Source organism: Pseudomonas sp. TSO6, assembly GCF_056098905.1.
In genome coordinates this window covers 1-24,289 of the sequence record NZ_JBLZWV010000021.1, presented here as the reverse complement: position 1 = coordinate 24,289, position 24,289 = coordinate 1, and the positions used below count along the sequence as shown (strand labels likewise).

At 62.9% G+C, this 24,289-nt stretch carries 26 protein-coding genes; 7 read left to right on the top strand and 19 right to left on the bottom strand.

Translation table 11 applies throughout. The features are described 5' to 3' along the window. Positions 1-111: 111 nt before the first annotated feature. The 4 genes from ACN6NG_RS07080 (at position 112) to ACN6NG_RS07065 (ending at position 5,261) form a co-directional block, all read left to right on the top strand. Positions 112-984: an urea transporter gene (locus tag ACN6NG_RS07080; RefSeq protein WP_236198308.1), complete on the top strand. Its 873-nt coding sequence runs from the start codon at positions 112-114 to the stop codon at positions 982-984. A 45-nt stretch (positions 985-1,029) separates the two neighbouring features. Next, positions 1,030-1,851 (top strand): ion transporter, encoded by an 822-nt coding sequence (locus ACN6NG_RS07075; RefSeq protein WP_132845359.1) that lies wholly within the window; start codon positions 1,030-1,032, stop codon positions 1,849-1,851. Positions 1,852-2,064: 213 nt separating this feature from the next. Further along, entirely contained in the window at positions 2,065-3,063 is a 999-nt protein-coding gene (locus ACN6NG_RS07070; protein WP_236198309.1) for a sulfate ABC transporter substrate-binding protein, read from the top strand. 173 nt (positions 3,064-3,236) lie between these two features. Beyond that, complete coding sequence (locus ACN6NG_RS07065) at positions 3,237-5,261, top strand: mechanosensitive ion channel family protein (RefSeq protein ID WP_414816545.1); 2,025 nt, start codon at positions 3,237-3,239, stop codon at positions 5,259-5,261. Positions 5,262-5,380: 119 nt separating this feature from the next. On the opposite strand, the gene ACN6NG_RS07060 is transcribed toward ACN6NG_RS07065, so the two are convergent. Together ACN6NG_RS07060 and ACN6NG_RS07055 are read right to left on the bottom strand one after the other, a co-directional pair. Next, entirely contained in the window at positions 5,381-6,307 is a 927-nt protein-coding gene (locus ACN6NG_RS07060; RefSeq protein ID WP_063423158.1) for a class I SAM-dependent methyltransferase, read from the bottom strand. Between the two features lie 145 nt (positions 6,308-6,452). Then, positions 6,453-7,349, bottom strand: coding sequence for a DMT family transporter (locus ACN6NG_RS07055; protein WP_063423159.1), 897 nt, complete (start codon positions 7,347-7,349; stop codon positions 6,453-6,455). 133 nt (positions 7,350-7,482) lie between these two features. On the opposite strand from ACN6NG_RS07055, the gene ACN6NG_RS07050 reads away from it, so the two are divergent. The 3 genes from ACN6NG_RS07050 to ACN6NG_RS07040 all read left to right on the top strand — a co-directional run bounded on the left by ACN6NG_RS07050 (position 7,483) and on the right by ACN6NG_RS07040 (position 10,753). Then, positions 7,483-7,920 carry an Lrp/AsnC family transcriptional regulator gene (locus ACN6NG_RS07050; protein WP_063423160.1) on the top strand — a complete coding sequence of 146 codons (438 nt, stop codon included), beginning with the start codon at positions 7,483-7,485 and terminating at the stop codon, positions 7,918-7,920. A gap of 555 nt (positions 7,921-8,475) precedes the next feature. Beyond that, the gene (locus ACN6NG_RS07045; RefSeq protein WP_156858308.1) at positions 8,476-10,008 is read left to right on the top strand and encodes an NCS1 family nucleobase:cation symporter-1; all 1,533 of its coding nucleotides are present in this window, start codon (positions 8,476-8,478) and stop codon (positions 10,006-10,008) included. A 16-nt stretch (positions 10,009-10,024) separates the two neighbouring features. Beyond that, positions 10,025-10,753, top strand: a complete 729-nt coding sequence (locus ACN6NG_RS07040) for an aspartate/glutamate racemase family protein (protein ID WP_016498592.1) — start codon at positions 10,025-10,027, stop codon at positions 10,751-10,753. Positions 10,754-10,871: 118 nt separating this feature from the next. On the opposite strand, the gene ACN6NG_RS07035 is transcribed toward ACN6NG_RS07040, so the two are convergent. The 17 genes from ACN6NG_RS07035 to ccmA form a co-directional block, all read right to left on the bottom strand. Continuing rightward, positions 10,872-12,065 (bottom strand): FAD-dependent oxidoreductase, encoded by a 1,194-nt coding sequence (locus ACN6NG_RS07035; RefSeq protein WP_474313337.1) that lies wholly within the window; start codon positions 12,063-12,065, stop codon positions 10,872-10,874. Between the two features lie 44 nt (positions 12,066-12,109). Beyond that, on the bottom strand, positions 12,110-12,772 hold the full coding sequence (locus ACN6NG_RS07030; protein WP_063423096.1) for a hypothetical protein: 663 nt from the start codon (positions 12,770-12,772) through the stop codon (positions 12,110-12,112). Positions 12,773-13,005: 233 nt separating this feature from the next. Next, the gene (locus ACN6NG_RS07025) at positions 13,006-13,512 is read right to left on the bottom strand and encodes a hypothetical protein (RefSeq protein WP_061203374.1); all 507 of its coding nucleotides are present in this window, start codon (positions 13,510-13,512) and stop codon (positions 13,006-13,008) included. Positions 13,513-13,800: 288 nt separating this feature from the next. Next, positions 13,801-14,139, bottom strand: a complete 339-nt coding sequence (locus tag ACN6NG_RS07020; RefSeq protein WP_232877057.1) for an FKBP-type peptidyl-prolyl cis-trans isomerase — start codon at positions 14,137-14,139, stop codon at positions 13,801-13,803. Between the two features lie 82 nt (positions 14,140-14,221). Further along, entirely contained in the window at positions 14,222-14,629 is a 408-nt protein-coding gene (locus tag ACN6NG_RS07015; protein ID WP_061203375.1) for a GFA family protein, read from the bottom strand. A 79-nt stretch (positions 14,630-14,708) separates the two neighbouring features. Beyond that, the gene (locus ACN6NG_RS07010) at positions 14,709-15,497 is read right to left on the bottom strand and encodes a PhzF family phenazine biosynthesis protein (protein WP_016498586.1); all 789 of its coding nucleotides are present in this window, start codon (positions 15,495-15,497) and stop codon (positions 14,709-14,711) included. A gap of 49 nt (positions 15,498-15,546) precedes the next feature. Beyond that, on the bottom strand, positions 15,547-16,485 hold the full coding sequence (locus ACN6NG_RS07005) for a 2-hydroxyacid dehydrogenase (RefSeq protein WP_414816543.1): 939 nt from the start codon (positions 16,483-16,485) through the stop codon (positions 15,547-15,549). Between the two features lie 414 nt (positions 16,486-16,899). Beyond that, complete coding sequence (locus ACN6NG_RS07000) at positions 16,900-17,316, bottom strand: hypothetical protein (RefSeq protein WP_063423092.1); 417 nt, start codon at positions 17,314-17,316, stop codon at positions 16,900-16,902. Between the two features lie 12 nt (positions 17,317-17,328). Further along, positions 17,329-18,525, bottom strand: a complete 1,197-nt coding sequence (ccmI, locus tag ACN6NG_RS06995; RefSeq protein ID WP_063423091.1) for a c-type cytochrome biogenesis protein CcmI — start codon at positions 18,523-18,525, stop codon at positions 17,329-17,331. Next, entirely contained in the window at positions 18,518-18,994 is a 477-nt protein-coding gene (locus tag ACN6NG_RS06990) for a cytochrome c-type biogenesis protein (protein ID WP_016498583.1), read from the bottom strand. Before ACN6NG_RS06990 ends, ccmI begins: the two co-directional genes overlap by 8 nt. Beyond that, entirely contained in the window at positions 18,991-19,527 is a 537-nt protein-coding gene (locus tag ACN6NG_RS06985; protein WP_063423090.1) for a DsbE family thiol:disulfide interchange protein, read from the bottom strand. The genes ACN6NG_RS06990 and ACN6NG_RS06985 overlap by 4 nt, the downstream gene beginning before the upstream one ends. Beyond that, positions 19,524-21,512, bottom strand: a complete 1,989-nt coding sequence (locus ACN6NG_RS06980; protein WP_414816542.1) for a heme lyase CcmF/NrfE family subunit — start codon at positions 21,510-21,512, stop codon at positions 19,524-19,526. The genes ACN6NG_RS06985 and ACN6NG_RS06980 overlap by 4 nt, the downstream gene beginning before the upstream one ends. After that, on the bottom strand, positions 21,509-21,964 hold the full coding sequence (gene ccmE / locus ACN6NG_RS06975; protein WP_049277351.1) for a cytochrome c maturation protein CcmE: 456 nt from the start codon (positions 21,962-21,964) through the stop codon (positions 21,509-21,511). The genes ACN6NG_RS06980 and ccmE overlap by 4 nt, the downstream gene beginning before the upstream one ends. Then, positions 21,961-22,137, bottom strand: coding sequence for a heme exporter protein CcmD (ccmD, locus tag ACN6NG_RS06970; protein WP_012273475.1), 177 nt, complete (start codon positions 22,135-22,137; stop codon positions 21,961-21,963). Before ccmD ends, ccmE begins: the two co-directional genes overlap by 4 nt. Continuing rightward, entirely contained in the window at positions 22,134-22,901 is a 768-nt protein-coding gene (locus ACN6NG_RS06965) for a heme ABC transporter permease (protein ID WP_016498579.1), read from the bottom strand. Before ACN6NG_RS06965 ends, ccmD begins: the two co-directional genes overlap by 4 nt. Positions 22,902-22,947: 46 nt before the next feature. Next, on the bottom strand, positions 22,948-23,616 hold the full coding sequence (ccmB, locus tag ACN6NG_RS06960) for a heme exporter protein CcmB (RefSeq protein WP_012051653.1): 669 nt from the start codon (positions 23,614-23,616) through the stop codon (positions 22,948-22,950). Further along, a complete protein-coding gene (ccmA, locus tag ACN6NG_RS06955; RefSeq protein ID WP_016498577.1) occupies positions 23,613-24,245 on the bottom strand; it encodes a cytochrome c biogenesis heme-transporting ATPase CcmA in 633 nt (210 codons plus the stop codon). Before ccmA ends, ccmB begins: the two co-directional genes overlap by 4 nt. Positions 24,246-24,289 lie beyond the last annotated feature (44 nt).

The following is a 24,289-nucleotide window of genomic DNA, read 5'->3' as shown; positions in this document are numbered from 1 at the left end:
TGTGCTGCGAATGGAGGGCGCAGCCCTCCCCGTACACCGATCTACCTGAACTGCGGAAAACCGAGGCCCAAAGAGGCCCACCGCCCTCCCATCAACCTCACTGACTGCCCCATGTACACCAAAAATTTCGTCAACCCGTGCCCGGACTGGGCCACGGCGTTACTCAACGGTTTCAGCCAGGTGCTGCTGCTGCGCAACCCCCTGTGCGGCCTCTGCTGCCTGCTGGCCATTCTGCTGACCGCGCCCAACCTGGTCGGCGGCGCCCTGCTCGGCGCCCTGGCTGGCCTGCTCACCGCCCAGGCCCGCGGCTACGACCGCGCCGACCGGCAGGCCGGGCTGTACTGCTACAACGGCGTGCTGATCGGCATCCTGATCAGCGCCGTACTGCCCTGGTCGGTCATATTGCCCCCCCTGATCATCGCCGCCGGCGGCCTGTCCAGCATCATCACCCACCAGTGGCGCAAGCGCGGCGGCAAGTTGCTGGTCGCCTACACCGCGCCATTCGTGCTGCTGGGCTGGGGCACCCTGCTAGTCGTCAGCCCCTCGCCCAGCGCCTTCGTCGAAGCCGACCCGCTGTACGCCCTGGCGCGTGGCGTAGGCCAGATCTTCCTGCTCGACCAGCCCCTGGCCGGCTTGCTGATCATCCTCGGCATGTTCATCGCCAACCCCTACGCGGCAATGTGGGCGGTGATCGGCTCGGCCATCGGTGGGGGCGTGGCGTTGATTGCCGACCAAGCGCAGGCCGCATGGCTGGGCCTGTATGGCTTCAATGCCGCACTGGCTGCATTAGCCTTTAGCCGGCAAGGTGAAAAACCCTGGGTGACGCTGCTCGCAATTGCCTTGGCCCTGTTGCTGCAACCGCTGTTCAAGCTGCTGCCCGTGCCTGGCCTGACCGCGCCCTTCGTCGCCGCCTGCTGGCTGATGCACCTGGGCAATCACCTGGCCCAGCCCAGGCAGCGCAACGCCAGCCGCTTGCACAGCTGAAATGCAACCCCTAGGCTCAGCCCACCGCTTTTTTGGAATGAGCCAATGAATAACCCTGCGAGCCTGCGCGAGCGGCTCTTCGTCATCGTCTTCCAGTCCGATACCGTGGCAGGAAGACGCTTCGACAAAATCCTCCTGCTGATCATCCTGGCCAGCCTGGTCACCGTCATCCTCGACAGCATCGACGAAGTGCACCAGGGCTACGCCGGGCTGCTGGCTGGCATAGAGTGGGGCTTTACCGCGATCTTCCTGGCCGAGTACATCACCCGCCTGTACTGCTCGCCCAAGCCCTTGCGCTATGCCTTCAGCTTCTACGGCCTGGTCGACTTGCTGGCGATCGTGCCGGGGATCATCGCCCTGTACTACAGCGACGCCCAGTACCTGCTGATCATCCGGGTGATACGGATGCTGCGGATCTTCCGCGTGCTCAAGCTCAGCCCGTACCTCAAGCAGGCCAACTACCTGATGGAGGCGCTGCGCGGTAGCAAGCAGAAGATCATCGTGTTCCTGGTCAGCGTATCGACCCTGGTAACGGTGTTCGGCACGCTGATGTACGTGATCGAAGGGCCGGAGCACGGCTTTACCAGCATCCCCAAAGGCATCTACTGGGCCATCGTCACCCTCACCACCGTAGGCTTTGGCGACATCGTGCCAAAGACGCCGCTGGGGCAGGTGCTGTCGTCGCTGGTGATGATTACCGGTTATTCGATCATTGCCGTGCCGACCGGCATCTTTACCGCCGAACTGGCCAATGCCATGCGCGGGGAGCAGCTGCAGCATGATTGCCCGACGTGTCACAAAAAGACGCATGAGCATGGCGCGGCGTTCTGTTCGCGCTGTGGAAATGGGTTGTTTCCCAAGCAATGATGCTGCCGGTGCTGGCCCTTTCGCGGGTGAACCCGCTCCCACAGGATCACCACAGGCCTTAGCAGTGCGCGGTCCCTGTGGGAGCGGGTTTACCCGCGAAGAGGCCGGTACAGGCGACGGCATAACCAAAGTCATTTTTGTTCTTTAACCGCCACAAACCCACCCGCTATAGTCGCAGGCAAATTGCCAACACTTCGATAACAAGGAAGCAACGTGAAAAAACTCTTCACCGCCTCGCTGCTCGCCGCAGGCCTGGCCCTGGGCAACCTCGCCCAGGCCGCCCCCACCCTGCTGAACGTTTCCTACGACGTGATGCGCGACTTCTACAAGGACTACAACCCGGCCTTCCAGAAGCACTGGGAAGCCGAGCACAAAGAGAAGGTCAACGTGCAGATGTCCTTCGGCGGTTCGAGCAAACAGGCGCGTGCAGTGATCGATGGCCTGCCGGCCGATGTCATCACCATGAACATGGCCACCGACATCAACGCCCTGGTCGACAATGGCAAGCTGGTGCCGGATAACTGGGTAACCCGCCTGCCGAACAACAGCGCGCCGTTCACCTCGGCCACTGTGTTCATCGTGCGCAAGGGCAACCCGAAAGCCCTGAAAGACTGGCCCGACCTGCTCAAGGACGGCGTGCAGGTGATCGTGCCCAACCCAAAAACGTCGGGTAACGGCCGCTACACGTACCTGTCGGCCTGGGGCTATGTGCTCAAACAGGGCGGTGACGAGGCCAAGGCCCGTGACTTCGTCGGCAAGCTGTTCAAACAGGCGCCGGTGCTGGACACCGGTGGCCGTGCCGCCACCACCACCTTCATGACCAACCAGATTGGTGATGTGCTGGTTACCTTCGAGAACGAAGCCGAGATGATCGCCCGCGAGTTCGGCCGCGACCAGTTCGAAGTGGTCTACCCAAGCGTGTCGGCCGAAGCCGAGCCACCTGTCAGCGTGGTCGACAAGGTCGTGCTCAAGAAAGGTACCCAGGCTGTGGCCGAGGAATACCTGAAGTACCTGTGGTCCCCAGAAGCTCAGGAGATCGCCGCCAACAACTACCTGCGCCCGCGTGATGCCGCGGTACTGGCCAAGTACACCGACCGCTTCCCGAAAGTGGACTTCCTGTCGGTGGAGAAAACCTTTGGTGACTGGCGCACCGTGCAGAAGACCCACTTCAACGACGGTGGGGTGTTTGACCAGATCTATACCGGTCAGTAATTGATGTAGGCAGGTACTGCACAATGCCCGAGGCGTGTGCAGTACCTGTGGGAGCTGGCTTGCCGGCGATAGCGCCAGTAGTTTTGACACACCTCTTCGAACTTTCTCCACCAACCTGCAATCAGTTCCTTGAGTAACCCTGCCCCGCTCACCCCGGCCCAAGGAGTACTCCAGTGCTGCGTTTTCTCTCTACCCTACTGCTCGGCTGCCTGCTGAGCACCCACCTGTTGGCCGCTGACCCCACCCCCACTGAAGAACAACCCGCCGAACCCGAACCGGTATTGCAAGGCGGCCTCCTTGGCGCCCTGGCCGACGGCCTGGACAGCGCCGCCCAGGAACTCGACCTCGATGCCCACCTGGTCGATGCCTGGCGCCTGCGCACCGACCGCGCCACCAAGGAAGTCGAACGCCTGGTCGACCGGCACTCGGCCGACGACTCGCTGCAACTGATCGGCAACTTCCTCCTGCTGACCCTGACCTGGGCCGCCAGCTTCGCCGCACTCACCAGCCTCGGCCGCTGGGTCGCCAAACGCACTTCCGGTACGCCCTGGCTACGCGAACGCAAGCGCGCCAGCAGCCTGCTCGGCTACCTGCTGCCCTACACCCTGCCGGCGCTGGCCAGCCTGCCGCTGACGCTGTACGCCAGCCGCTTTCTCGACCCGTCAGTGGCCCGCGCCCTGGGCCTGAGCCTGGCTTACGCCACCAGCAGCGGCCTGTTCTCGACTTCGATCATCCTCTGCCTGGTGACCCTGTTCGATGCCGGGCACAAACGCGACGCCGTGGCGGTCATCAAACGCCTGGCCCCCCGCCCGCTGTTCATGATCGGCTTCCTCGCGGCCTGGAGCGACGCCCTGACCAGCCCACAGATCGCCCGCCAGCTGGGCGGCAACATCACCGCCAGCATCGCGGTGGCCACCGGCCTGATTGCCACCTTCATCTTCGCCAGCCTGGTGATCCGCCTGCGCCGCCCGGTGGCGCACCTGATCCGCAACCGCGCCTTCAAGGACCGCGTGCAGCATCGCGCCGTGCAGGAAACCCTGCGGATCTTTTCGGTGCTGTGGTATCTGCCGATCCTGCTGATGATCCTGGTGTCGGCCATTCACCTGATCGGCGCCGGCGAAGAAAGCCAGAAGGCCCTGCAGAAAGCCTTGCTGACCACTGTACTGCTGGTCTCTACGGTGTTCCTCAGCACTTTGCTGCAACACTTGCTGGCCCAGCGCGAAACCGACCCGGCGCAGCGGGTACGCCCTTACAAGGAGCTGCTGCGCAGCCTCGCCCATGCGCTACTGCGCATCGCCATGGCAGTGGCCTTCATCGAACTGCTGGGACGCATCTGGGGCTTCTCGGTGGTGGATTTTGCCCTGAGCAACCGCCTGGGCCAGGCGATCAGCAACTCGCTGTCGAGCATTGGCCTGATCCTGCTGGTCACCTGGCTACTGTGGGTGGTACTCGACACGGCCATCCAGGAAGCACTCAAGCCACCCGTCGGCCGCCGCAGCGCACGCCAGCCGAGCACCCGGGTACGGACCATCCTGCCGATGCTGCGCAATGCGATCAAAGTGATCCTGATCGTCATCTGCACCATCACCACCATGGCCAACCTGGGCATCAACGTCGCGCCACTGCTGGCCGGTGCCGGGGTGATCGGCCTAGCCATCGGCTTTGGCTCGCAGCAACTGGTGCAGGATGTGATTACCGGGCTGTTCATCCTGATCGAGGACACCATTTCCATCGGCGACTGGGTAGTGCTTGATTCCGGCCATGCCGGTACCGTCGAAAGCCTGACTATCCGTACCTTGCGCCTGCGCGATGGTAAAGGCTTTGTGCACTCGGTGCCGTTTGGCCAGATCAAGGCGGTTACCAACCAGTCGCGGCAGTTCGCCTATGCGTTCTTCTCGGTGCAGTTCACCTACGACAGTGATGTGGATGCGTCACTGGCGCTGATCCATGAGGTGGGCAAGTCGATCAGCGAAGACCCGCTGCTGCGCATCAACCTGCAAGGGCCGCTGCAAGTGTTCGGGGTGGACCGCATGGACTTGAACGGGTTTGTGCTGACGGCGCAGTTCCGCACTATTTCCGGTGGGCAATATGCGGTGAGTCGGGCGTTCAACGAGCGGCTGAAGAAGCGGGTGGACCTGACCGACAACGTGAGTTTTGCCCAGGTGTATCCGCTGCCGCTGCAGGCCTTGGGGGCTTGATGCTGTCAGCACTGGCCCTATCGCCGGCAAGCCAGCTCCCACAGGACCCCACAACATTCAGGGTTGTGCTGACCCCTGTGGGAGCTGGCTTGCCGGCGATAGGGCCGGTACTGGCAACCTCAGGTCTGGCGGAATACCAAGGCCTTGAGCCCCCCGGCCGGGTCCACATCCGGAAACTCCGGCGGGTTCTCCAGCCGCTCGACAAACGCCAACGAAGGCGCCTGCTCGGCCATCCCTTCAATCAGAAACTCCGGCCCGATCCCCGGGTCGTTGACACAGGCCAGCACCGTCCCACCCGCGCTCAGCAACTCCGGCAAACGCCTCAGGATCTTCGCGTAATCCTGGGTCAGCACGAAACTGCCACGCTGGAAGGTCGGCGGGTCGATGATGATCAGGTCGTAAGGCCCGTACTTGCGCACCTTGCCCCACGACTTGAACAGCTCATGCCCCAGGTACGCCACCCGCGAAGCATCGTGGCCATTGAGGCGGTGATTGTCCCGCCCCCGAGACAGGGCCGACTTGGCCATGTCCAGGTTCACCACCTGTTCGGCGCCACCGGCAATCGCTGCCACCGAGAAGCCGCAGGTGTAGGCGAACAGGTTCAGTACTCGCTTGCCCGCCGCCTGCTCGCGCACCCAGCGCCGACCGTAGCGCATGTCGAGGAACAGGCCATTGTTCTGCCGCACGCCCAGGTCCAGCAGGTAGGTCAGGCCGTCTTCGACCACCTCACGTTGGTGGCACGGCTCGCCCAGCAGCCACTGGCCCGGGCTGTCGGGCAAGTAGCGGTGCTGGATGAGAATGGCCTGGCCGGCCCATTGCGGGCTCTGCGCCAAGTTGCGCAGCATGGCTTCCAGTTCGGCCAGTTGGCCCTCGGGCAGCTCGCGGAACAGGGCTACCGAGAGCACGCCTTGCAACCAGTCGACAGTGACCTGCTCCAGGCCTGCCCAGCAGCGGCCACGGCCATGGAACAGGCGGCGGGTTTCCTGCGGAGCAGGGTCGAGGGCGGCGAGCAGGTGCTGCTCCAAGGTGTGAATCGGGGAAGTCATGGTGGGTCGCAGGCTGGCAAAAGCGGCATTCTACCTTGCCGGCCTCTTCGCGGGTAAACCCGCTCCCACAGGGACCCCACAGTATTCAGAGCTACGGTGATCCTGTGGGAGCGGGTTTACCCGCGAAGAGGCCCGCAAGGTCACTTCAATTCTTGACTGCAAGCCGCGCTGGCCGGAACCACCATCCCTGCTGCATCCCCGCCGCTGCCAGCAGAATCAGCCCTACCCCCAGCCATTGCAGCGGCGCCAAGCGGTGCCCGAACGCCACCCAGTCCACCAGAATCGCCGCAATCGGGTAAATGAACGACAGCGCCCCGGTCAACGCAGTGGGCAAACGCTGGATGGCACTGTACAGCAGCACATACATCAGGCCGGTGTGGACCATGCCCAGCGTCAACAGGCTGGCCAGCGCTGGCGCTTCACCCGGCAATCCGCCGAGCTTGACCCACGGCGCCAGCAACAGCACACCCGTCGTTACCTGGATCAACGCGATCAGGTGAGGCGGGGTGCCTTTCAGCCGCTTGATGATCAACGCCGCAATGGCATACAAAAACGCCGCGCCCAGTGCCAGGCCAATGCCCAGCAAGTATTCCTCACCACCGCCCTGCCCCGCACCATGGGCGCTGACGATGGCCAACATGCCGAGGAACGCCACGCTAAGCCATGTAAGCTTGGCCAGTGTGATCTTTTCGCCCAGAAACAGCGCTGCCAGCCCCACCAGCATGAACGGCTGCACGTTGTACACCGCTGTCCCGATGGCGATCGACGCACGGGAATACGAGGCAAACAGCAGCAGCCAGTTGCCGACAATGGCCACGCCGCTGGCGATCGCCAACAGGAACGCCGTACGGCTGATGACTCCGGCCCGCAAAAAGCCGAAAGCGGCGCAAATCACCAGCAGGGTCACGGCGCCGAAAACGCAGCGCCAGAACACCACCTCGAGCACCGGCTGCCCCGACACCAGCACGAACCAGCCGATGGTCCCGGAAATCAGCATGGCGGCGACCATTTCCAGCGAGCCACGGCGCAATGAACTGTCCATCTCACACCTCCTATTGACGATGACAACAGTATGCAAAGGTTGCAGCCTTGCCTTCCAGCGGTTTACCAAGGCAAATTTGCAGCCTTGCCTTTACTATCAAGGCAAATAACGCGAATTACCTGACGAGGTGACCATGACCGATGCCATCGACCAACTGCTGATCAACGCACTGATGGAAGACTCGCGCCGCTCGCTCAAAGCCTTGGCGCAAGTCAGCGGGCTGTCCGCGCCCAGCGTCAGCGAGCGCCTGCGCCGACTGGAAGAGCGTGGGGTGCTGCGCGGTTACACCGTGGAGGTCGACCCGCGCGCCTTTGGTTACCAGTTACAGGCCATCGTGCGCGTCCGCCCACTGCCGGGCCAGCTGCAGGAGGTAGAACGGCAGATCATTGCCATCCCCGAGTTCACCGAGTGCGACAAGGTCACCGGGGAGGACTGTTTCATTGCCCGGTTGCATGTGCGCTCGATGGAGCAACTGGACACCCTGCTCGACCGCATCAATGTGCTGGCCGAGACCAACACCGCCATCATCAAGAAAAGCCCGGTGAAGCGGCGATTGCCGCCGATGGAATGAATTCGCCTGTTCCGGCCTCTTCGCGGGTAAACCCGCACCCACAGGCACTGCACCAGATTTGGGCTTGTGTTGAACCCTGTGGGAGCGGGTTTACCCGCGAAGAGGCCAGCGCAGGAAAACCTGACTATTTTTTGTACACATAAACGTCACCATAAGTGCCATTTTTGTGTGCACTTTCTTCAGAAACGCCCCATTGCGTTACACACTCCCCGCAACTAATTTTGACCATTCGATCAACTAAATAGTCGAGAGAAAATTTAAACCTGTTCATTCGGTCAATTTATACCTCACTTATTTCATTAACTTATCTTTCAACAAGATAAGTTCGAAATGTCCATCTGGTAAAACTTGCTTTCCCTTGGCATGGAACTCGCTTTTGTGTGTTCGTGTTTTGTATACAAATTAAACAGAACATAAATACACAAGAACCCGCCACGCCGGTCCAAAGCCGGCCGCCGCGCCCAGAACCCTGTGATGCCAAGCTGCACCGACGAGATGGCGAGCCCGTGCGCATGCCCGCTCATCGCAGTCAATGTGCATCAGGAGCCCGCCGGAATGAGTAGCAGCCTCGACCTTGCCCCTGAACTATCCGTCGCCAGCACCCACCCCGCTTCCAGCCTCGTCGGCAATGCGCCAGAACTGGCCCTGAGCCCGCGCCTGCACAACCGCGACCTTGCCCCGACACGCACCGCAGGGCGGCGCTGGGGTGGCTATAGCATCTTCGCGTTGTGGACAAACGATGTGCACAATATTGCCAACTACTCGTTCGCCATGGGCTTGTTCGCCCTTGGCCTGGGTGGCTGGCAGATTTTGCTGTCGCTGGCCATTGGCGCGGCGCTGGTGTACTTCTTCATGAACCTGTCCGGCTACATGGGGCAGAAAACCGGGGTGCCGTTCCCGGTCATCAGCCGCATTGCCTTCGGCATCCATGGCGCACAGATACCGGCGCTGATCCGCGCAGTCATTGCCATTGCCTGGTTTGGCATCCAGACCTACCTGGCCTCAGTGGTGCTGCGCGTGCTGCTTACCGCCGTGTGGCCGCAAATGGCGGCCTACGACCACGACAGCATCCTCGGCCTGTCGAGCCTGGGCTGGGTGTGCTTCGTGTCAATCTGGCTGGTACAGCTGGTGATCCTGGCCTACGGCATGGAAATGGTGCGCCGCTACGAGGCCTTCGCCGGCCCGGTGATCCTGCTGACCGTGGCCGCCCTGGCAGTGTTCATGTACTTCAGGGCCGACGCGCGCATCGCCTGGTCGGTCGCCGAGCCACTGACCGGCATCGATATGTGGCGCAACATCTTCGCCGGCGGCGCATTGTGGCTGGCCATCTACGGCACCCTGGTGCTGAATTTCTGTGATTTCGCCCGCTCCTCGCCATGCCGCAAGACCATCCGCGTCGGCAACTTCTGGGGCCTGCCGGTGAACATCCTGGTGTTCGCCGTGATCACCGTGGTGCTGTGCGGCGCGCAGTTCAAGATCAACGGCCAGATTATCGACAGCCCGACCCAGATCGTCGCCGCCATCCCCAGCACGTTGTTCCTGGTACTGGGCTGCGTAGCCTTCCTGATTGTCACCGTGGCGGTGAACATCATGGCCAACTTCGTCGCCCCGGCCTTCGTGCTCAGCAACCTGGCGCCACGCCACCTGAACTTCCGCCGCGCGGGGCTGATCAGCGCCACCCTGGCGGTGCTGATCCTGCCGTGGAACCTGTACAACAGTCCGCTGGTGATCGTGTACTTCCTGTCCGGCCTGGGCGCCCTGCTCGGCCCGCTGTACGGGGTGATCATGTCCGACTACTGGTTGCTGCGCAAAGGCTGCATCAACGTGCCAGAGCTGTACACCGAGCACCCGACCGGCGCCTACCACTACAGCAAGGGTATCAACCTGCGCGCCGTGGCCGCCTTCGTGCCTGCTGCGTTGCTGGCCATCGTGCTGGCCCTGGTACCCAATTTCCACAGTGTTGCCCCGTTCTCCTGGCTGATCGGTGCCGGCATCGCCGCCGTCCTGTACCTGCTGATCGCACCACGCAACCGCCACTACCACGACGTCAGCGGCGAATGCATCGCCGTCGACCACAGCAGCCATTAATCAGGGAGGACTGCCCATGCGTATTCTGATCGCCAACGTCAACACCACCGAAGCCATCACCGAAGCCATTGCCCAGCAAGCCCGGGCCGTAGCAGCGCCCGGTACCGAAATCGTCGGCCTTACCCCTTGGTTCGGTGCCGAGTCGGTGGAAGGCAACTTCGAAAGCTACCTGGCCGCCATCGCCGTGATGGACCGGGTGCTGGCCTACGAGGGCCCCTACGACGCCGTGATCCAGGCCGGTTATGGCGAACACGGCCGCGAAGGCCTGCAGGAATTGCTGAACGTGCCAGTGGTGGACATTACCGATGCAGCCGCCAGCACCGCGATGTACCTGGGCCATGCCTATTCCGTGGTGACCACGCTGGACCGCACCGTGCCACTGATCGAAGACCGTCTGAAGCTGTCTGGCCTTTATGACCGCTGTGCGTCGGTGCGGGCCAGCGGGCTGGCGGTGCTGGAGCTGGAAGCTGACCCACAACGGGCTGTGGAGGCGATTGTCGAGCAGGCCGAACGCGCCGTGCGTGACGACAAGGCAGAGGTGATCTGCCTGGGTTGCGGTGGGATGGCCGGGCTGGACGAGCAGATCCGCCAGCGCACCGGCGTGCCGGTGGTGGATGGCGTGAGCGCGGCGGTGACCATCGCCGAATCGCTGGTGCGCATGGGCTTGAGCACCTCCAAAGTGCGAACCTATGCCACGCCGCGGGTGAAGAAAGTGGTGGGTTGGCCGATGCGCCTGGGCCGCTGATTTCAGGTTTGGCTGTACCGGCCTCTTCGCGGGTAAACCCGCTCCCACAGGTTCACCACAAACCTGAATGCTGTGGGGTCCTGTGGGAGCGGGTTTACCCGCGAAGAGGCCGGTATGGTCAACCGATTTCTCTAGCCAGCCGCTCTGCACTGCCACAGGCCAGTGTAAACCCCAAAGCCCCATGCCCCAGGTTCAGCCACAGGTTGCGATACACCGTCCCACCTATGATCGGCACCCCGGTCGGTGTCGCCGGTCGCATGCCCGCCCACTCCACCGCCTGCCCATAATCCGCAGCCATCGGTAATGTCTCCAGCGCCAGCCGTCGCATGCTCTGCAACCTGCGCTTTTCCACCGATTCGTCGAACCCGACAATGTCCACCATCGCCGCTACCCGCAGCTGCTGCCCCAGGCGGGCATAGACGATCTTGCGTTCATAGTCGGTAAGGCTCACCTCCGGCGGCCGATGCCAGGCGCTGATGGGTGCCGTCAGGCTGTAGCCCTTAAGCGGATACACCGGTATCTGCACCCCCGGTAAAGCCAAGCCTGGGCCACGATGCCCGGCACACAGCACCAACTGTTCCACCTCCAGTTGTTCGTTGCCCAGTTGCAGCGCTACGACCTGGTGCTGGCGCCGTACCAGCTGCGTCACTGGCCGACCAAGCAGGAAACGGCATTGCCCCGAAGCGCGCAACAGTGCCTCCAGGCGCTGGCAGAACAAGTGACAGTCGCCAACCTCTTCATCCGCTGTGAACACGCCACCCACAAACGGTGCGCCCTCCAGGGCAGGGTCCAGCGCGCGCAACTCGGAGGCCGCCAGCACCCGCTGGCTGGCCGGGTCGGTCGATTGCGCCCGGCCATGGGCAAAGGCCCGTTCGCTGCGAAAGGCCACCAGCTTGTCATTGCGCCGCCAGGCAAAATCACCAAAGTTCTGGCTGTCGCGCCACTGCGCCAGAACGGCTTGGCTGCGCAGCGCCAGCTCCAGCAGTTGCCCGGCATTTCGGCGATTGACGCTGCGCCGGCATGCCAAGGTGAATGCCAGCAGCCAGCGCCACTGCGCCGGGTCCAGACGCAAGCGCAGGCGCAGCGGCGACTCGCCCTGCAATAGCCAACCCAGTGCCTGCCAGGGCACCCCGGCATCAGCCAGCGGTGCCACATAGCGATAGGACAATTGCCCGCCATTGGCGAAGCTGGTGGCCGACGCCAGGCTGTCACGGGCCTCGATCAAATCAACCGACCACCCTTCACGAACAAGCGCGTAGGCCGTTGCCAGGCCAACCACCCCGCCACCGATTACCGTTACCCGCTGCTTCATCACACTTCCCTGTTCCGGCTTCCTGGCCAAACAGTACCAGCGGATCAGGTCGGGCAGCTATGCGCACCGTCATTCAGGCCCTGGCGCACGTTGCGGCTGAGCAGGCTGGCCTTGCCGTCGTGCCAGGTCAGGGTCAGTACATAGAGGGTGTCAAAGTCATCGCCGCTCCAGTCCTGGGTGATTACCCGCTCTTCACCCAAGGCCTTGCCGGCCACCGTGTTGATCAGTTCAGGCAGGTAGCCGTGGGACCAGGCGGTATAGACGGTCGCATTGCGGTATTTTTCGCTCAGCAACTCATCGGCCAGTTCGTCGGTGTCGTTGGCGCCGTAGTCGATATTCACCGGCAAGCCGAGGCGGATGGCGCTGGGGGTGATGGTCATCAGCGGGCGGATGTAGCTGTAGCTTTCGTCCTTGCTGCCTTCTTCGACATGCCGCGAAGGGTTGGCGGCAAACACGTAGTCGGCATTGCCGAAGCGTTCCGGCAGCAAGGTTGCCAGATCCAGTGCGCGGTTGAGGCCCTGGCAGTTCAATTGGCCAAGCCCCTCACCGGGCTTCTCGGCATGGCGCAGGAACACCAGGGTTTGGGTGCCATCCACCGGTTCAGCCCGGCTTTCAACAGCCTCCAGCGCCAGCGGCACGGCGACGGCCGTGAGTACCAGGCTCAGCAGCAAATGGCGACGACGGCGGAAGAATGTTGGCAACTTCATCAAGGCAGGCTCGTGTGGCAGAGAAAATCGGGTTGACCCGCCACATCGCCCTGTCAGCTGCAGGGCGGCCTTGTAGTGAATGCCATCCTTGGCAACGAGTGAGGGTCAGAGTGCCCTGAACCCGTTTGGTTCCTCCCTGGAGGTGGATGCCGTTCCCTGGGCAAGGCCTAGATTAGGGGATGGGTGTTGCTGAATTATGTCCAGTCTCAACTAATCACTCTGGGGAGTAGCCGTCACAGTGCTCCTGCAGCTTCGCTCGCAGGGACAGAGTTGATGATGGTGACATCAAACACCTGTTCGATGACCTGTTTCGGACCTTGATTCAAACTCCAGGCGAAAAACACCAGAAAACCTAGCAAGAATACAAATAGAACTGAACCTACAAGACTTTGTGCCACGCCCAACCAGAACCCAGGTTTGGCTTGCCTGATTTCACTGCTCGCCTTATCTGAGTAGTACTGTTCAAGCTCCACAGCCTGCGCTGCGATCGAGGCGTCAAGAAAGCCCTGAGCAAGCTGGCTGGCCTGGTTTCGATAACTCTCGATCTGCGTGGCGCTGTTGCTGACGTCGTGGAAAGGAGCCAAGTCTTCATCTTTGGGCTCCCGATCATGCTTTGTTTTGAAAGCCTGGATGAATTCGATTTTCTGCCGCTTGTATAACGAATAGGCAATGATACCGAGCGTATCTTGCTCATTTTCTACAAGCACAGAGTAGATGTGGTTGTAACAGCCGTCCGCCATAAGGCTTTCACCCCTTGCGCAGGCGGAAGTAAGCGGCTGTGAAGGCTGCCTTCAGTTCCGAACGGGTCTTTCGCGGGTTAGTGATCACGCTGGCCAGTTCACGCGGTAGCAAAATTTCCATACGTGCACCTGATGCAACTAGCAAAGCGTTAGCTTCGCGTACCACCCTCGAGGAAAAATGCGACTTCATGGAATTGCTCCCCTCTCGCTTGTTGAGTCGGCAAGCTTAACTGGCTGTGAATCGCCCCTCAATCAGACACGCGCCGACAGCGCGTGTAGTCCTTTTCCTCAATCATCCCGCGTCAGCACTTCCAGCAATTCGATCTCAAAGGTCAGGTCCGAGCCAGGCGGTATGGCCCCCACACTGCGCTCGCCATAGCCCAGGTGTGCAGGAACCTGCAGTTTGCGCTTGCCGCCAACGCGCATCCCGATCAGGCCCTGGTCCCAACCTTTGATCACCCGACCCGTGCCGATCACGCATTGGAACGGCTTGCCGCGTGACCAGGATGAATCGAACTCGCTGCCGTCAGCCAGCCAGCCGGTGTACTGGGTGGTGATCAGGGCGCCTTTGACGGCGGCTTTGCCTTCACCCTCGACCAGGTCGATGATCTGCAGTTCTTGGCTCACGGGCACACTCCAACGCTGGAAAACAAAGCCGCCCTTTTCTCAGGAATGCACCGGTTTGGCAAGCAGGATCGACGGCACACGATTAGCTGTTCTGCTCAAACACCTCTTGGCCGGTCAGCTCTTTGGTGTGGTTCGCAAAACAGTACCAGGCGGGCTTCTGCTCGACAAAAATCTGCAGATCGAAATCCCATTCCTGATCCCCATCCAGCAGGCCGACCGGCACCGCATGGAAGTCGTTGGCCTTCAGCCGGTAATACAGGTGCGTGCCGCATTGGCCGCAGAACCCTCGCTGGGCCCAGTCGGACGAGTCATAGACACTGGGGGCACGCCCTTCGATCACCGGTGGCTGGCTGCAATGCACCACCAGCAACGGCCCGCCGGTCCACTTGCGGCACATGCTGCAATGGCATGCGCTGATATGAGTGTTGTCGACGATGACCTTGAGCGTGGTGGCGCCGCACAGGCAGGTACCTTGTTTTTCCATGGCCATGGCTGGTTCCTTTAGCGAGGGTTGGGCCAGCAATTATAGATGCCAGCTGCAACGCGCCTACAAAGGATCGCGTGAAGCTTCAGATGTACACAGTGCCGCGCAGGTACAACGCCGCTCGCCCGCTGATGATCACCCGGCCATTGCCCGGTACTTCACACAGCAGCTGGCCTTTGCGTGCCCCGCCCTGCTCGCAGCTCAGCAACTGCTTGCCCAGGCGGTCAGCCCACACTGGCGCCAGCGAGGTGTGTGCCGAGCCGGTGACCGGGTCTTCATTCACGCCAACCCGTGGGCCGAACCAGCGGGTGACGAAATCAAAGCCACGCCCTGCCGCCGTCACGGCAATACCACGCACGTCGAAGGCCGACAGCGCCACAAAGTCCGGCTTCAGCGTGTCGAGCAACAGGGCGTCATCAATTACTACTACATAGTCATCGCTGCGGTACACCGCCTGTGCCTGGGTCAGGCCCAGCGCTTGCAGCAGGCCCACCGGGGTTTCCACGACGGCCGGTTGCCTGGCCGGGAAATCCATGGCCAGCAGCCCGTCAGTGCCACGGCTGACACGCAACTCGCCACTGCGGGTGTTGAAGCGCAGTACCTGCGCCTGCTCACCCAGCTGCTCGAACAGCACATAAGCCGAGGCCAGGGTGGCGTGGCCGCACAGGTCGACTTCTACGGTCGGGGTGAACCAGCGCAGGTCAAAGGTTTCGCCGTTGCGCACGAAATAGGCGGTTTCCGACAGGTTGTTTTCTTCGGCAATGCGCTGCAGCACATCGTCCGGCAGCCAGGCTTGTAGCGGGATCACCGCCGCCGGGTTGCCACCGAACGGTTCAGCGGAAAAGGCATCGACCTGGAAGATTTCGAGTTGCATGCACACACTCCTTGTTGCCCGGGATTTGCCAGGCAGATGTATGAAAGGGTTACTGGCGCACCGGGGTCAGCACTGGTTCACCGGCAAAGAATGCCTGCAGGTTGTGCAGCACCAGGGTGACGGTATCGCGCGCGGCCTCCGGCGACTGTCCGGCCACGTGGGGTGTGAGCACCGTGTTGGCCATAGCCTTGAGAGCATCCGGCACCGCCGGTTCGTCGTCGAATACGTCCAGGGCGGCGCCCGCCAGCTTGCCTTGCTCCAGGGCGGCCACCAGGGCGTCGGTGTCGACCACGCTGGCCCGGGCGATATTCACCAGATAGCCCTTGCCGCCCAGCGCCTCTAGTACCTGGGCATCGACCAGATGCTGCGTATTGGCGCCACCGGGGGTGGCCACGACCATGATGTCGACAGCTTCGGCCAGGTGGAGCGGGCTGTCGTACCAGGTGTAAGGCACATCTTCGCGCGGCGTGCGGCTGTGATAGCTGACGGGCATGTCGAAGCCCAGGCTGGCGCGCTTGGCAATGGCTTGCCCCACCGCCCCCAGGCCAAGAATGCCCAGGCGCTTGCCGCTCACCGAGGGGCTGATCACCCGGTTCCATTCACCGCGCCGGGTGCTGGCATCAGCACGGGGAATGTCGCGCAGCAGCGCCAGTAACAGCGCCAGGGTGTGGTCGGCGACTGCACTGGCATTGGCACCCGCGCCGTTGGTAACGGTGATGCCGCGGGCGGCGGCGGCAGCCAGGTCGACTTGCTCGTAACCGGCACCGATCACGCAGATGATCTGCAACTTGGGCAATGCGTCGATTTCTGCGGCAGTCAGCCCCAGCGGGCCGCGAGTGAGCACGGCATCGATTTCACTGGCGTGGCGCTGGATGGCGTCGGCGCGCAGTTGCGGTGAGGGGGCGCGGATTAGGCGGTAACCGGCCTGCTCCAGCATGGGCAGGTAATCGTCGACGGTTTCTACCAGTACCAGGACTGTCTTGCGCATGCCACCTCCCAATGTTGAAGGGGCATTATGCGGAATTACCGTGCAGTACAGTCAATTGGTAATTGCGCGGAAAATTGTACTGTATAGGTGGAGTGGGAGATGAGATTGCGTAACGGCCGGGGAGTCCGGCGTTACAGATGCGGTGCATGGGAGATCGAGCGCCGCCCGCGCGGCGCATCGCGAGCTGCGCTCGCTCCTACGTTTGTTTCGGGCCAGTTACACCTGTGACAGGTTCGCGCGACCGCCTTGTTTGTACAACGCGATATCGAGCCATGCACCAAGGCGTTCGCGCGCAAATCCCACAGGAATAATTGGCCCGAAACAATCGTAGGAGCGAGCGCAGCTCGCGATGCGGCGCGGGCGGCGCTCGATCTCGAACACCCAAATAACTCAAGACAGACCCGGAAAAGCCCACTACTCGGCGAACGCTCGCCCTAACCCACCCGGCACGCCACTGCTGTCAGTATCCTGCCAAGGCCCATTCGGGCTCAGCGACCAACTCCAGCCATTATCAAACCGATAATAGGTACGCTGCCGGTAGAAGGTATTGGGCTGTTTCTCCAATACATACACACCCAGCTTGGGGTCCCAGTGGCTCGCCCCGCCAGGTGGTGGCGCAAAGCTGGCCGAGGTGCGCGGCATCGGCTTGGGTATCGCCGCCGGTTTGCTCGGCTGGGTGGACGGCTGCCCACCCGGCAACGGCTTGACCACCGGCCCTTGCGGCGGCACGCGCTCGATCGGGGGTGCCGGCTGTTCATACGGCTGGTGCACCGTACACGCAGACAAACCCAGGGCCAGGGTAATCAGGGTCAGGCGGACGGTGCTGTGCATGGCTTTGCTCTCTTACGGGTCTGGGCTGTCGATGGTCAGGTGCTGGGTAGCCTGGGTGGCACTGGGCAACGGCGCGCCCTGGCCAATCCACTCGCCGCGGGTAGGCTGGCCAGCGCGGGAAACACGTGCAACCAGTTGGACTTCGGCAAATTGCGACAGTTTCATCTGCGGCATCATCGCGTCAGCATCGGACAACTCCACTTCGATCGGCAACTGCGCCACCGTCACCCGCTTGGCTGCCAGGGGCATCGGTGGGCCATTGCTGGCGCGAGCGAAGATGAACACCGTATCGTCCGGTTTTACCTTGTCCTTCAGTGCCGCCGCCAGTTCCACCCGTACTTTCAGCCGCGCAGCCACTGGTGCGGGCGCTGCACCCTGCACTGCCGGGTCACCCAGGCGTTCGGCAGCGCGGTCGATGCCACCTTGCAGGGCCGCACGCGAGGCATCGCCTTCCGGCAGCTGCGCCAACAGGCGCTTCCAGTAGTCGATGGCTTCCTGGTAACGCTCACCTTCAAAGGCGGCAATACCGCGCAGGCCCAGGCTGGTCACTTCGTTGGGGTCGGCCTTCAGCGCTTCATCCGTCAGTGCCTGCAACTGCGGGTTCCACTGCTTGTCGGCAGCAAAGTACAGGGCCTGGGCCCACTGGCCCAGCAGCTCGGGCTGGCGGCCAGCCAAAGCGACCGAGCGCTCGAAGGTACGCGCAGCATCGGCCGGGCGCTGCTCGGCCATGTAGGCACGGCCCAGGAAGTACAGGGCCTCTGCCGACTCCGGCTGGGCCTGGACCACACGCTCCAGGCGCGTGGTCATTTCTTCCATCGACTTGGGCGCCTCGGCGAATTCCTGGGTCAGCGCCACCTTGTCGGCAGCACCAAAATGCAGGTACAGCCCCAGCGCCATCAGCGGTACCAGCACTGCAGCCAGCAGCGGCAGGGCTTTGCCCAGATGGCCCTGGCGCGGGGCTTCGGCGCCTTCGGTATCGGCCAGCAGCTCTCGGGCAGCCTCGTCACGGCCCTTGGTCAACTGCGCCGCATCGAGCACACCGGCAGCCTGCTGGGCAGCCAGTTCGGCAACGCGTTCCTGGTACAGGGCCACATTCAGGGCGGTACGGTCTTCTTCCTGCTGGCGGCCACGGCCACGCAGGATCGGGATCAGCAAAAAGCTGAGGGCGGCGAGCAGCAGCAGGCCCGCGCTAAGCCAGAATTCAGTCATGTGTCTGTTCTTTTTCCAGCAGTTTGGCGAGTCGCTCGCGTTCTTCGACGGAAAGCTCATTATTGCCCGGCAAAGCCGTACCACGGCGTCGGCGCACGATCACCGCCAGCACCGCAAAACCACCGACCAACAGGATGCCCGGCCCGAACCACAACAGCCAGGTACGCCCGCTGAGTGCCGGTTTGTAGCGCACAAAGTCACCATAGCGGTCGACCATGAAGTCGACGATCTGCTGGTTGCTCTTGCCTTCGCCAAGCATGCGGAAGATCTCGCGGCGCAGGTCGGCAGCAATCGGCGCGTTAGAGTCGGCAATGTCCTGGTTCTGGCACTTGGGGCAACGCAGTTCCTTGGTCAACTGCTGGTAGCGTTCGCGCTCGGCGTCATCGCGGAACTGGTAAGTGTCGATGGCCGCCTTGGCCACACCGGCCAGGCTCATGCCCAGCACGGCAGCTGCCAGCCAGCGCCTCATGGCTTGGCCTCGTCGACCAGGCCCTGGTACAGCGGCGCCAGCTGCTCACGCCAGACAGTGGCATCGACAATGCCCACGTGCTTGTAGCGGATGATGCCCTTGGCGTCGATCAGGAAGGTTTCCGGCGCGCCGTACACCCCAAGGTCCAGGCCCAGGCTGCCCTGCTCATCACGGATGTCCAGCTGGTAGGGGTTGTGGAACTCGGCCAGCCATTTCTGCGCGGCGGCGTTGTCGTCCTTGTAGTTGACCCCGTGGATCACCACGCCCTGCTGCGCCAGCTGGTTCAGGTACGGGTGCTCGACCTTGCACGACGGGCACCAGGTGGCCCACACGTTGACCAGTGCCGGGCGGCCCTGCAAGTCGGCCTGGGTCAGGGTGCGGTCGCCCTGGGTCGAAACCAGGGAAAACACCGGGAACGGTTTGCCGATCATTGCCGACGGCAGCTCGTCGGGCTTGAGAAACAGCCCCTTGTAGAGGAACACCGCCACCAGCAGGAACACTGCCAGGGGGACTACCATGATCCAACGCTTCATGCAGCTGCTCCAGACACGCCCAGGGCATCACGCACCCGGGTCTTGACCTTGACGCGGTAGCGCCGGTCGAGTGCCGCCAGCAACCCGCCCAGGCCGGTCAGCAGACCGCCCAGCCAGATCCAGCGGACATAAGGCTTGATGTGCACACGCACCGCCCAGGCGCCATTTTCCAGCGGCTCGCCCAGGGCAACGTACAGGTCGCGGGTAAAGCCGGCATCGATGCCAGCTTCGGTCATCATCGACTGCTGCACGGTGTACAGGCGCTTTTCCGGGTGCAGGGTAGTCACTTCACGGCCAACACGGCTGACCACCACGGTACCTTTGTCGGAAATGAAGTTCGGTCCCTCGAAGTGCTTGGCGCCCTGGAACAGGAAGTGATACCCACCCAGCTCCACGCTTTCGCCCGGGGCCATGCGCAGGTCGCGTTCGGCGCTGTTGTTGCTCGACAGCACCACGCCCAACGCACACACCGCCAGGCCCAGGTGTGCCAGTTGCATGCCCCAGTAGCTGCGCCCCAGGCCAGGCAGGCCCTTGAGCAGGCCTTTGTGACGGGTCTTGTCGAGGATGTCGCGCAGCCCGCCGAGTACCACCCAGGCAGCCAGGGCGAAGGCGGTCAGGGTCGGCCAGTCGAAGTCGTCAACGATAAAACCGGCAACCGGGGCAAGGATGGCACTGCCGATCAGCACCGGGGTGATCATGCTGACCAGCCATTTGCCCGGGGTGTCCTTCCAGCGCACCAGCACGCCCACGCTCATTACCACCATCAGCAGTGCCATCAGCGGCAGGAACAAGGCATCGAAATACGGCGGACCCACCGACAGCTTGGCCCCGGTCAGGGCATCAAGCACCAGCGGGTACAGCGTGCCGAGCAGAATCATCGACGCGGCCACCACCAGCACCAGGTTGTTGGCCAGCAGCAGCGTCTCGCGGGACCACAGGGCGAAGCCGACCTGGCTCTTGACCACCGGTGCGCGCAGGGCGAAGAGGGTGAGCGAACCACCGACCACGAACAACAGGAAGAACAGGATGAAAATGCCCCGCGACGGGTCGGCGGCAAACGCGTGCACCGAGGTCAGCACGCCAGAGCGCACCAGGAAGGTACCCAGCAGGCTCAGCGAGAATGCGGCAATAGCCAGCAGCACGGTCCAGCTCTTGAACACCCCACGCTTTTCGGTCACCGCCAGCGAGTGGATCAGCGCCGTGCCCACCAGCCAAGGCATGAACGAGGCGTTTTCCACCGGGTCCCAGAACCACCAGCCACCCCAGCCCAGCTCATAGTAGGCCCACCACGAGCCCAGGGTGATGCCGACACCCAGGAACGCCCAGGCGACGATGGTCCAGGGCCGCGACCAGCGCGCCCAGGCAGCGTCCAGGCGGCCGCCGAGCAAGGCGGCAATGGCGAAGGCAAAGGCCACCGAGAAGCCCACGTAGCCCATGTACAGCATCGGCGGGTGAACGATCAGGCCGAAGTCCTGCAGCAGCGGGTTGAGGTCGCGGCCGTCGGTGGGCACTTGCGGCAGCAGGCGCTGGAACGGGTTGGAGGTGATGATCAGGAAGCTCAGGAAGCCGACGCTGATCATGCCCATCACCGCCAGCACGCGGGCCAGCATCACCTGCGGCAACTGACGCGAGAACACCGACACGGCAAAGGTCCAGCCGCCCAGGATAAACGCCCACAGCAGCAACGAACCTTCGTGGGCGCCCCATACGGCGCTGAACTTGTAGTACCACGGCAAGGCGCTGTTGGAGTTGCTGGCCACATAGGCGACGGAGAAGTTGTCGGTCATGAAGGCATGGGTCAAACAGGCGAAGGCAAAGGCCAGGAAGGCGAATTGCCCCCACGCCGCCGGGCGCGCCAGGCTCATCCACAGGCTGTCGCCACGCCAGGCGCCGAGCAGCGGCACACTGGCCTGCACGGCGGCAAAGCAGATGGCCAGAATCATCGCCAGCTGGCCGAGTTCAGGGATTACCAGTGCCGCATTCATGGCTTGGCCTCCGTACCGGTGGCAGCCTGGCCGCTTTCCTTCAGGGCCTTGGTGACCTCGGGCGGCATGTACTTCTCATCGTGCTTGGCCAGTACTTCATCGGCCACCACTACGCCGTCGGCGTTGACCTTGCCCAAGGCGACGATGCCCTGCCCTTCGCGGAACAGGTCGGGCAGGATGCCGCGGTAGGTGATTGGCACCGACTTGTTGAAGTCGGTGACCACAAAGCGCACGTCCAGCGAGTCGGACGAGCGCTGCACCGAGCCCTTCTCGACCATGCCGCCAGCGCGGATGCGGGTGTCCAGCGGCGCTTCGCCGTTGGCGATCTGGGTGGGCGTGTAGAACAGGTTGATGTTCTGCTGCAATGCGCTCAAGGCAAAGCCGACGGCAACCCCGACGCCGACCAGCAGGCCGACGATGAGCAACAGGCGTTTCTTGCGCTGCGGATTCACTGGTTGTTCTCCCGGCGCAAACGGCGCGCCTCTTCTTGCAGGTAGCGACGGCGGGCCAACAGCGGCGCAGCGACATTCAGCGCCAGCACCGCCAGGCAGATGCCATAGGCCGACCACACGTACAGGCCATGGTGGCCCATGGCGAGAAAATCACCGAAGGTGGCAAAGCTCATTGTGCGCTCCTCCGCCCCAGGCTGTTCAACACTTCGTCCCTGACCCAACTGGCGCGCGCCTCGCGCTTGAGCACTTCAAGGCGCATGCGAAGCAACAGCACAGCGCCGAAGAAACAGTAGAAACCCAACGCCGTGCACAGCAGCGGCAACCACATTTCTGCGGGCATCGCCGGTTTTTCGGTCAGGGTGAAGGTCGCGCCCTGATGCAGGGTGTTCCACCACTCCACCGAGTACTTGATGATCGGGATGTTGACCACGCCGACAATCGCCAGCACCGCACAGGCCTTGGACGCACTGTCACGATTACTGATTGCCTGGCCCAGCGCAATAATGCCGAAGTACAGGAACAGCAGGATGAGCATGGACGTAAGGCGGGCGTCCCACACCCACCAACTGCCCCAGGTCGGCTTGCCCCAGATGGCGCCGGTAACCAGCGCCACGGCGGTCATCCAGGCGCCGATGGGCGCAGCACATTGCAGGGCGACGTCGGCCAGTTTCATCTTCCACACCAGCCCCACCACCCCGGCGACCGCCAGCAGCACGTAGCAGGACTGCGCCAGCATCGCCGCCGGCACATGAATGTAGATGATGCGGAAGCTGTTGCCTTGCTGGTAGTCCTGGGGGGCGAACGCCAGGCCCCAGGTGATACCGACCAGCAACAGGAGCACGGCAGCGCCGGCCAGCCATGGCAGCATACGGCCGCTGATGGCATAGAACCATTTCGGGGAGCCCAGCTTGTGGAACCACGTCCAGCTTATTTTCATCAGGGTACATCCAGGGTATTTGCCGGGCTTGAAAGCCCGGGACTCGTTATTCGCCGACGCTGATCTTCAGGCCGGCCGCTATCGCAAAGGGGGCCAGGGTCACGGCCAGGGCCGTCAAGCTGGCGAGCCAGAGCAGGTGGCCGGTTGCGGGCATATTTTGCAACGCCGCTTGCAACGCACCACTGCCCAGGATCAATACAGGGATATACAACGGCAGAATCAGCAACGCCAGTAACAAACCACCGCGTTTCAGACCGACTGTCAGCGCCGCACCTACCGCGCCCAGCAGGCTCAGTACCGGTGTGCCCAACAGCAGGGAGCCGAGCAGCACCGGCAGGCAATGGCTCGGCAGCCCCAGCATCAGCGCCAGTAGCGGCGCCAACAATACCAGCGCCAGCCCGGAAAAGATCCAGTGCGCCAGCACCTTGGCCAGCACCAGCAGCGCCAGCGGGTGCGGCGACAGCACCCACTGCTCCAGCGAGCCATCCTCGAAATCGCTGCGGAACAAGCCGTCCAGCGACAGCAGCACTGCCAGCAGCGCCGCTACCCAGACCAGGCCCGGGGACAAGGTTTGCAACAATTGGCTTTCCGGGCCGACTGCCAGCGGGAACATGGCCACGACGATGGCGAAGAACACCAGCGGGTTGGCCAGCTCGGCAGGGCGACGGAACAGCAGGCGCGCTTCGCGACGCAACAACAGGATGAATACGCTCATGCCGCCCATTGCCCCAGGTTCAGTTCACGGTAACCGGAGGGCTTGCGTTCCAGCGTATGGTGGGTGGTCAGCACCACTGTGCCGCCCTGCTCGCAGTGGGCCGCCAGGTGCGCTTCGAGCTGCGCTACGCCTTGCTTGTCCAGGGCAGTGAACGGCTCGTCGAGAATCCACAGCGGCGGGCTGGCCAGGTGCAGACGGGCCAGGGCTACGCGGCGCTGCTGGCCGGCCGACAGGGTATGGCAGGGTACGTCTTCGAAACCGCGCAAACCGACCGCCGCCAGCGCCGCCCAGATCGCCTCGCGGCTGGCCGGCTGGTGCAGGGCGCACAGCCAGGTGAGGTTTTCCTCGGCGGTGAGCAGGTCCTTGATGCCCGCGGCGTGACCGATCCACAGCAGAATGCTGGCCAGGGCATGGCGCTGCTCGGCCAGGGGCTTGCCGCCCAGCAATATCTGCCCGGCGGTGGGTTGCATCAACCCGGCCAACAGCCGCAGCAAGCTGGTCTTGCCGCTGCCGTTGGGGCCGCTGATCTGCAGCATGTCGCCGGCGCCCAGCTCGAAATCGAGCTGCTCGAACAGCAGGCGCCAGTCGCGCTCGCAGGCCAGGCCCGCAGCTTGGAGGTGAAGGGTCACGGTTTCGCCTTATCTTTGTAGGGCTTCGGGCCGGCGGGGGCGCG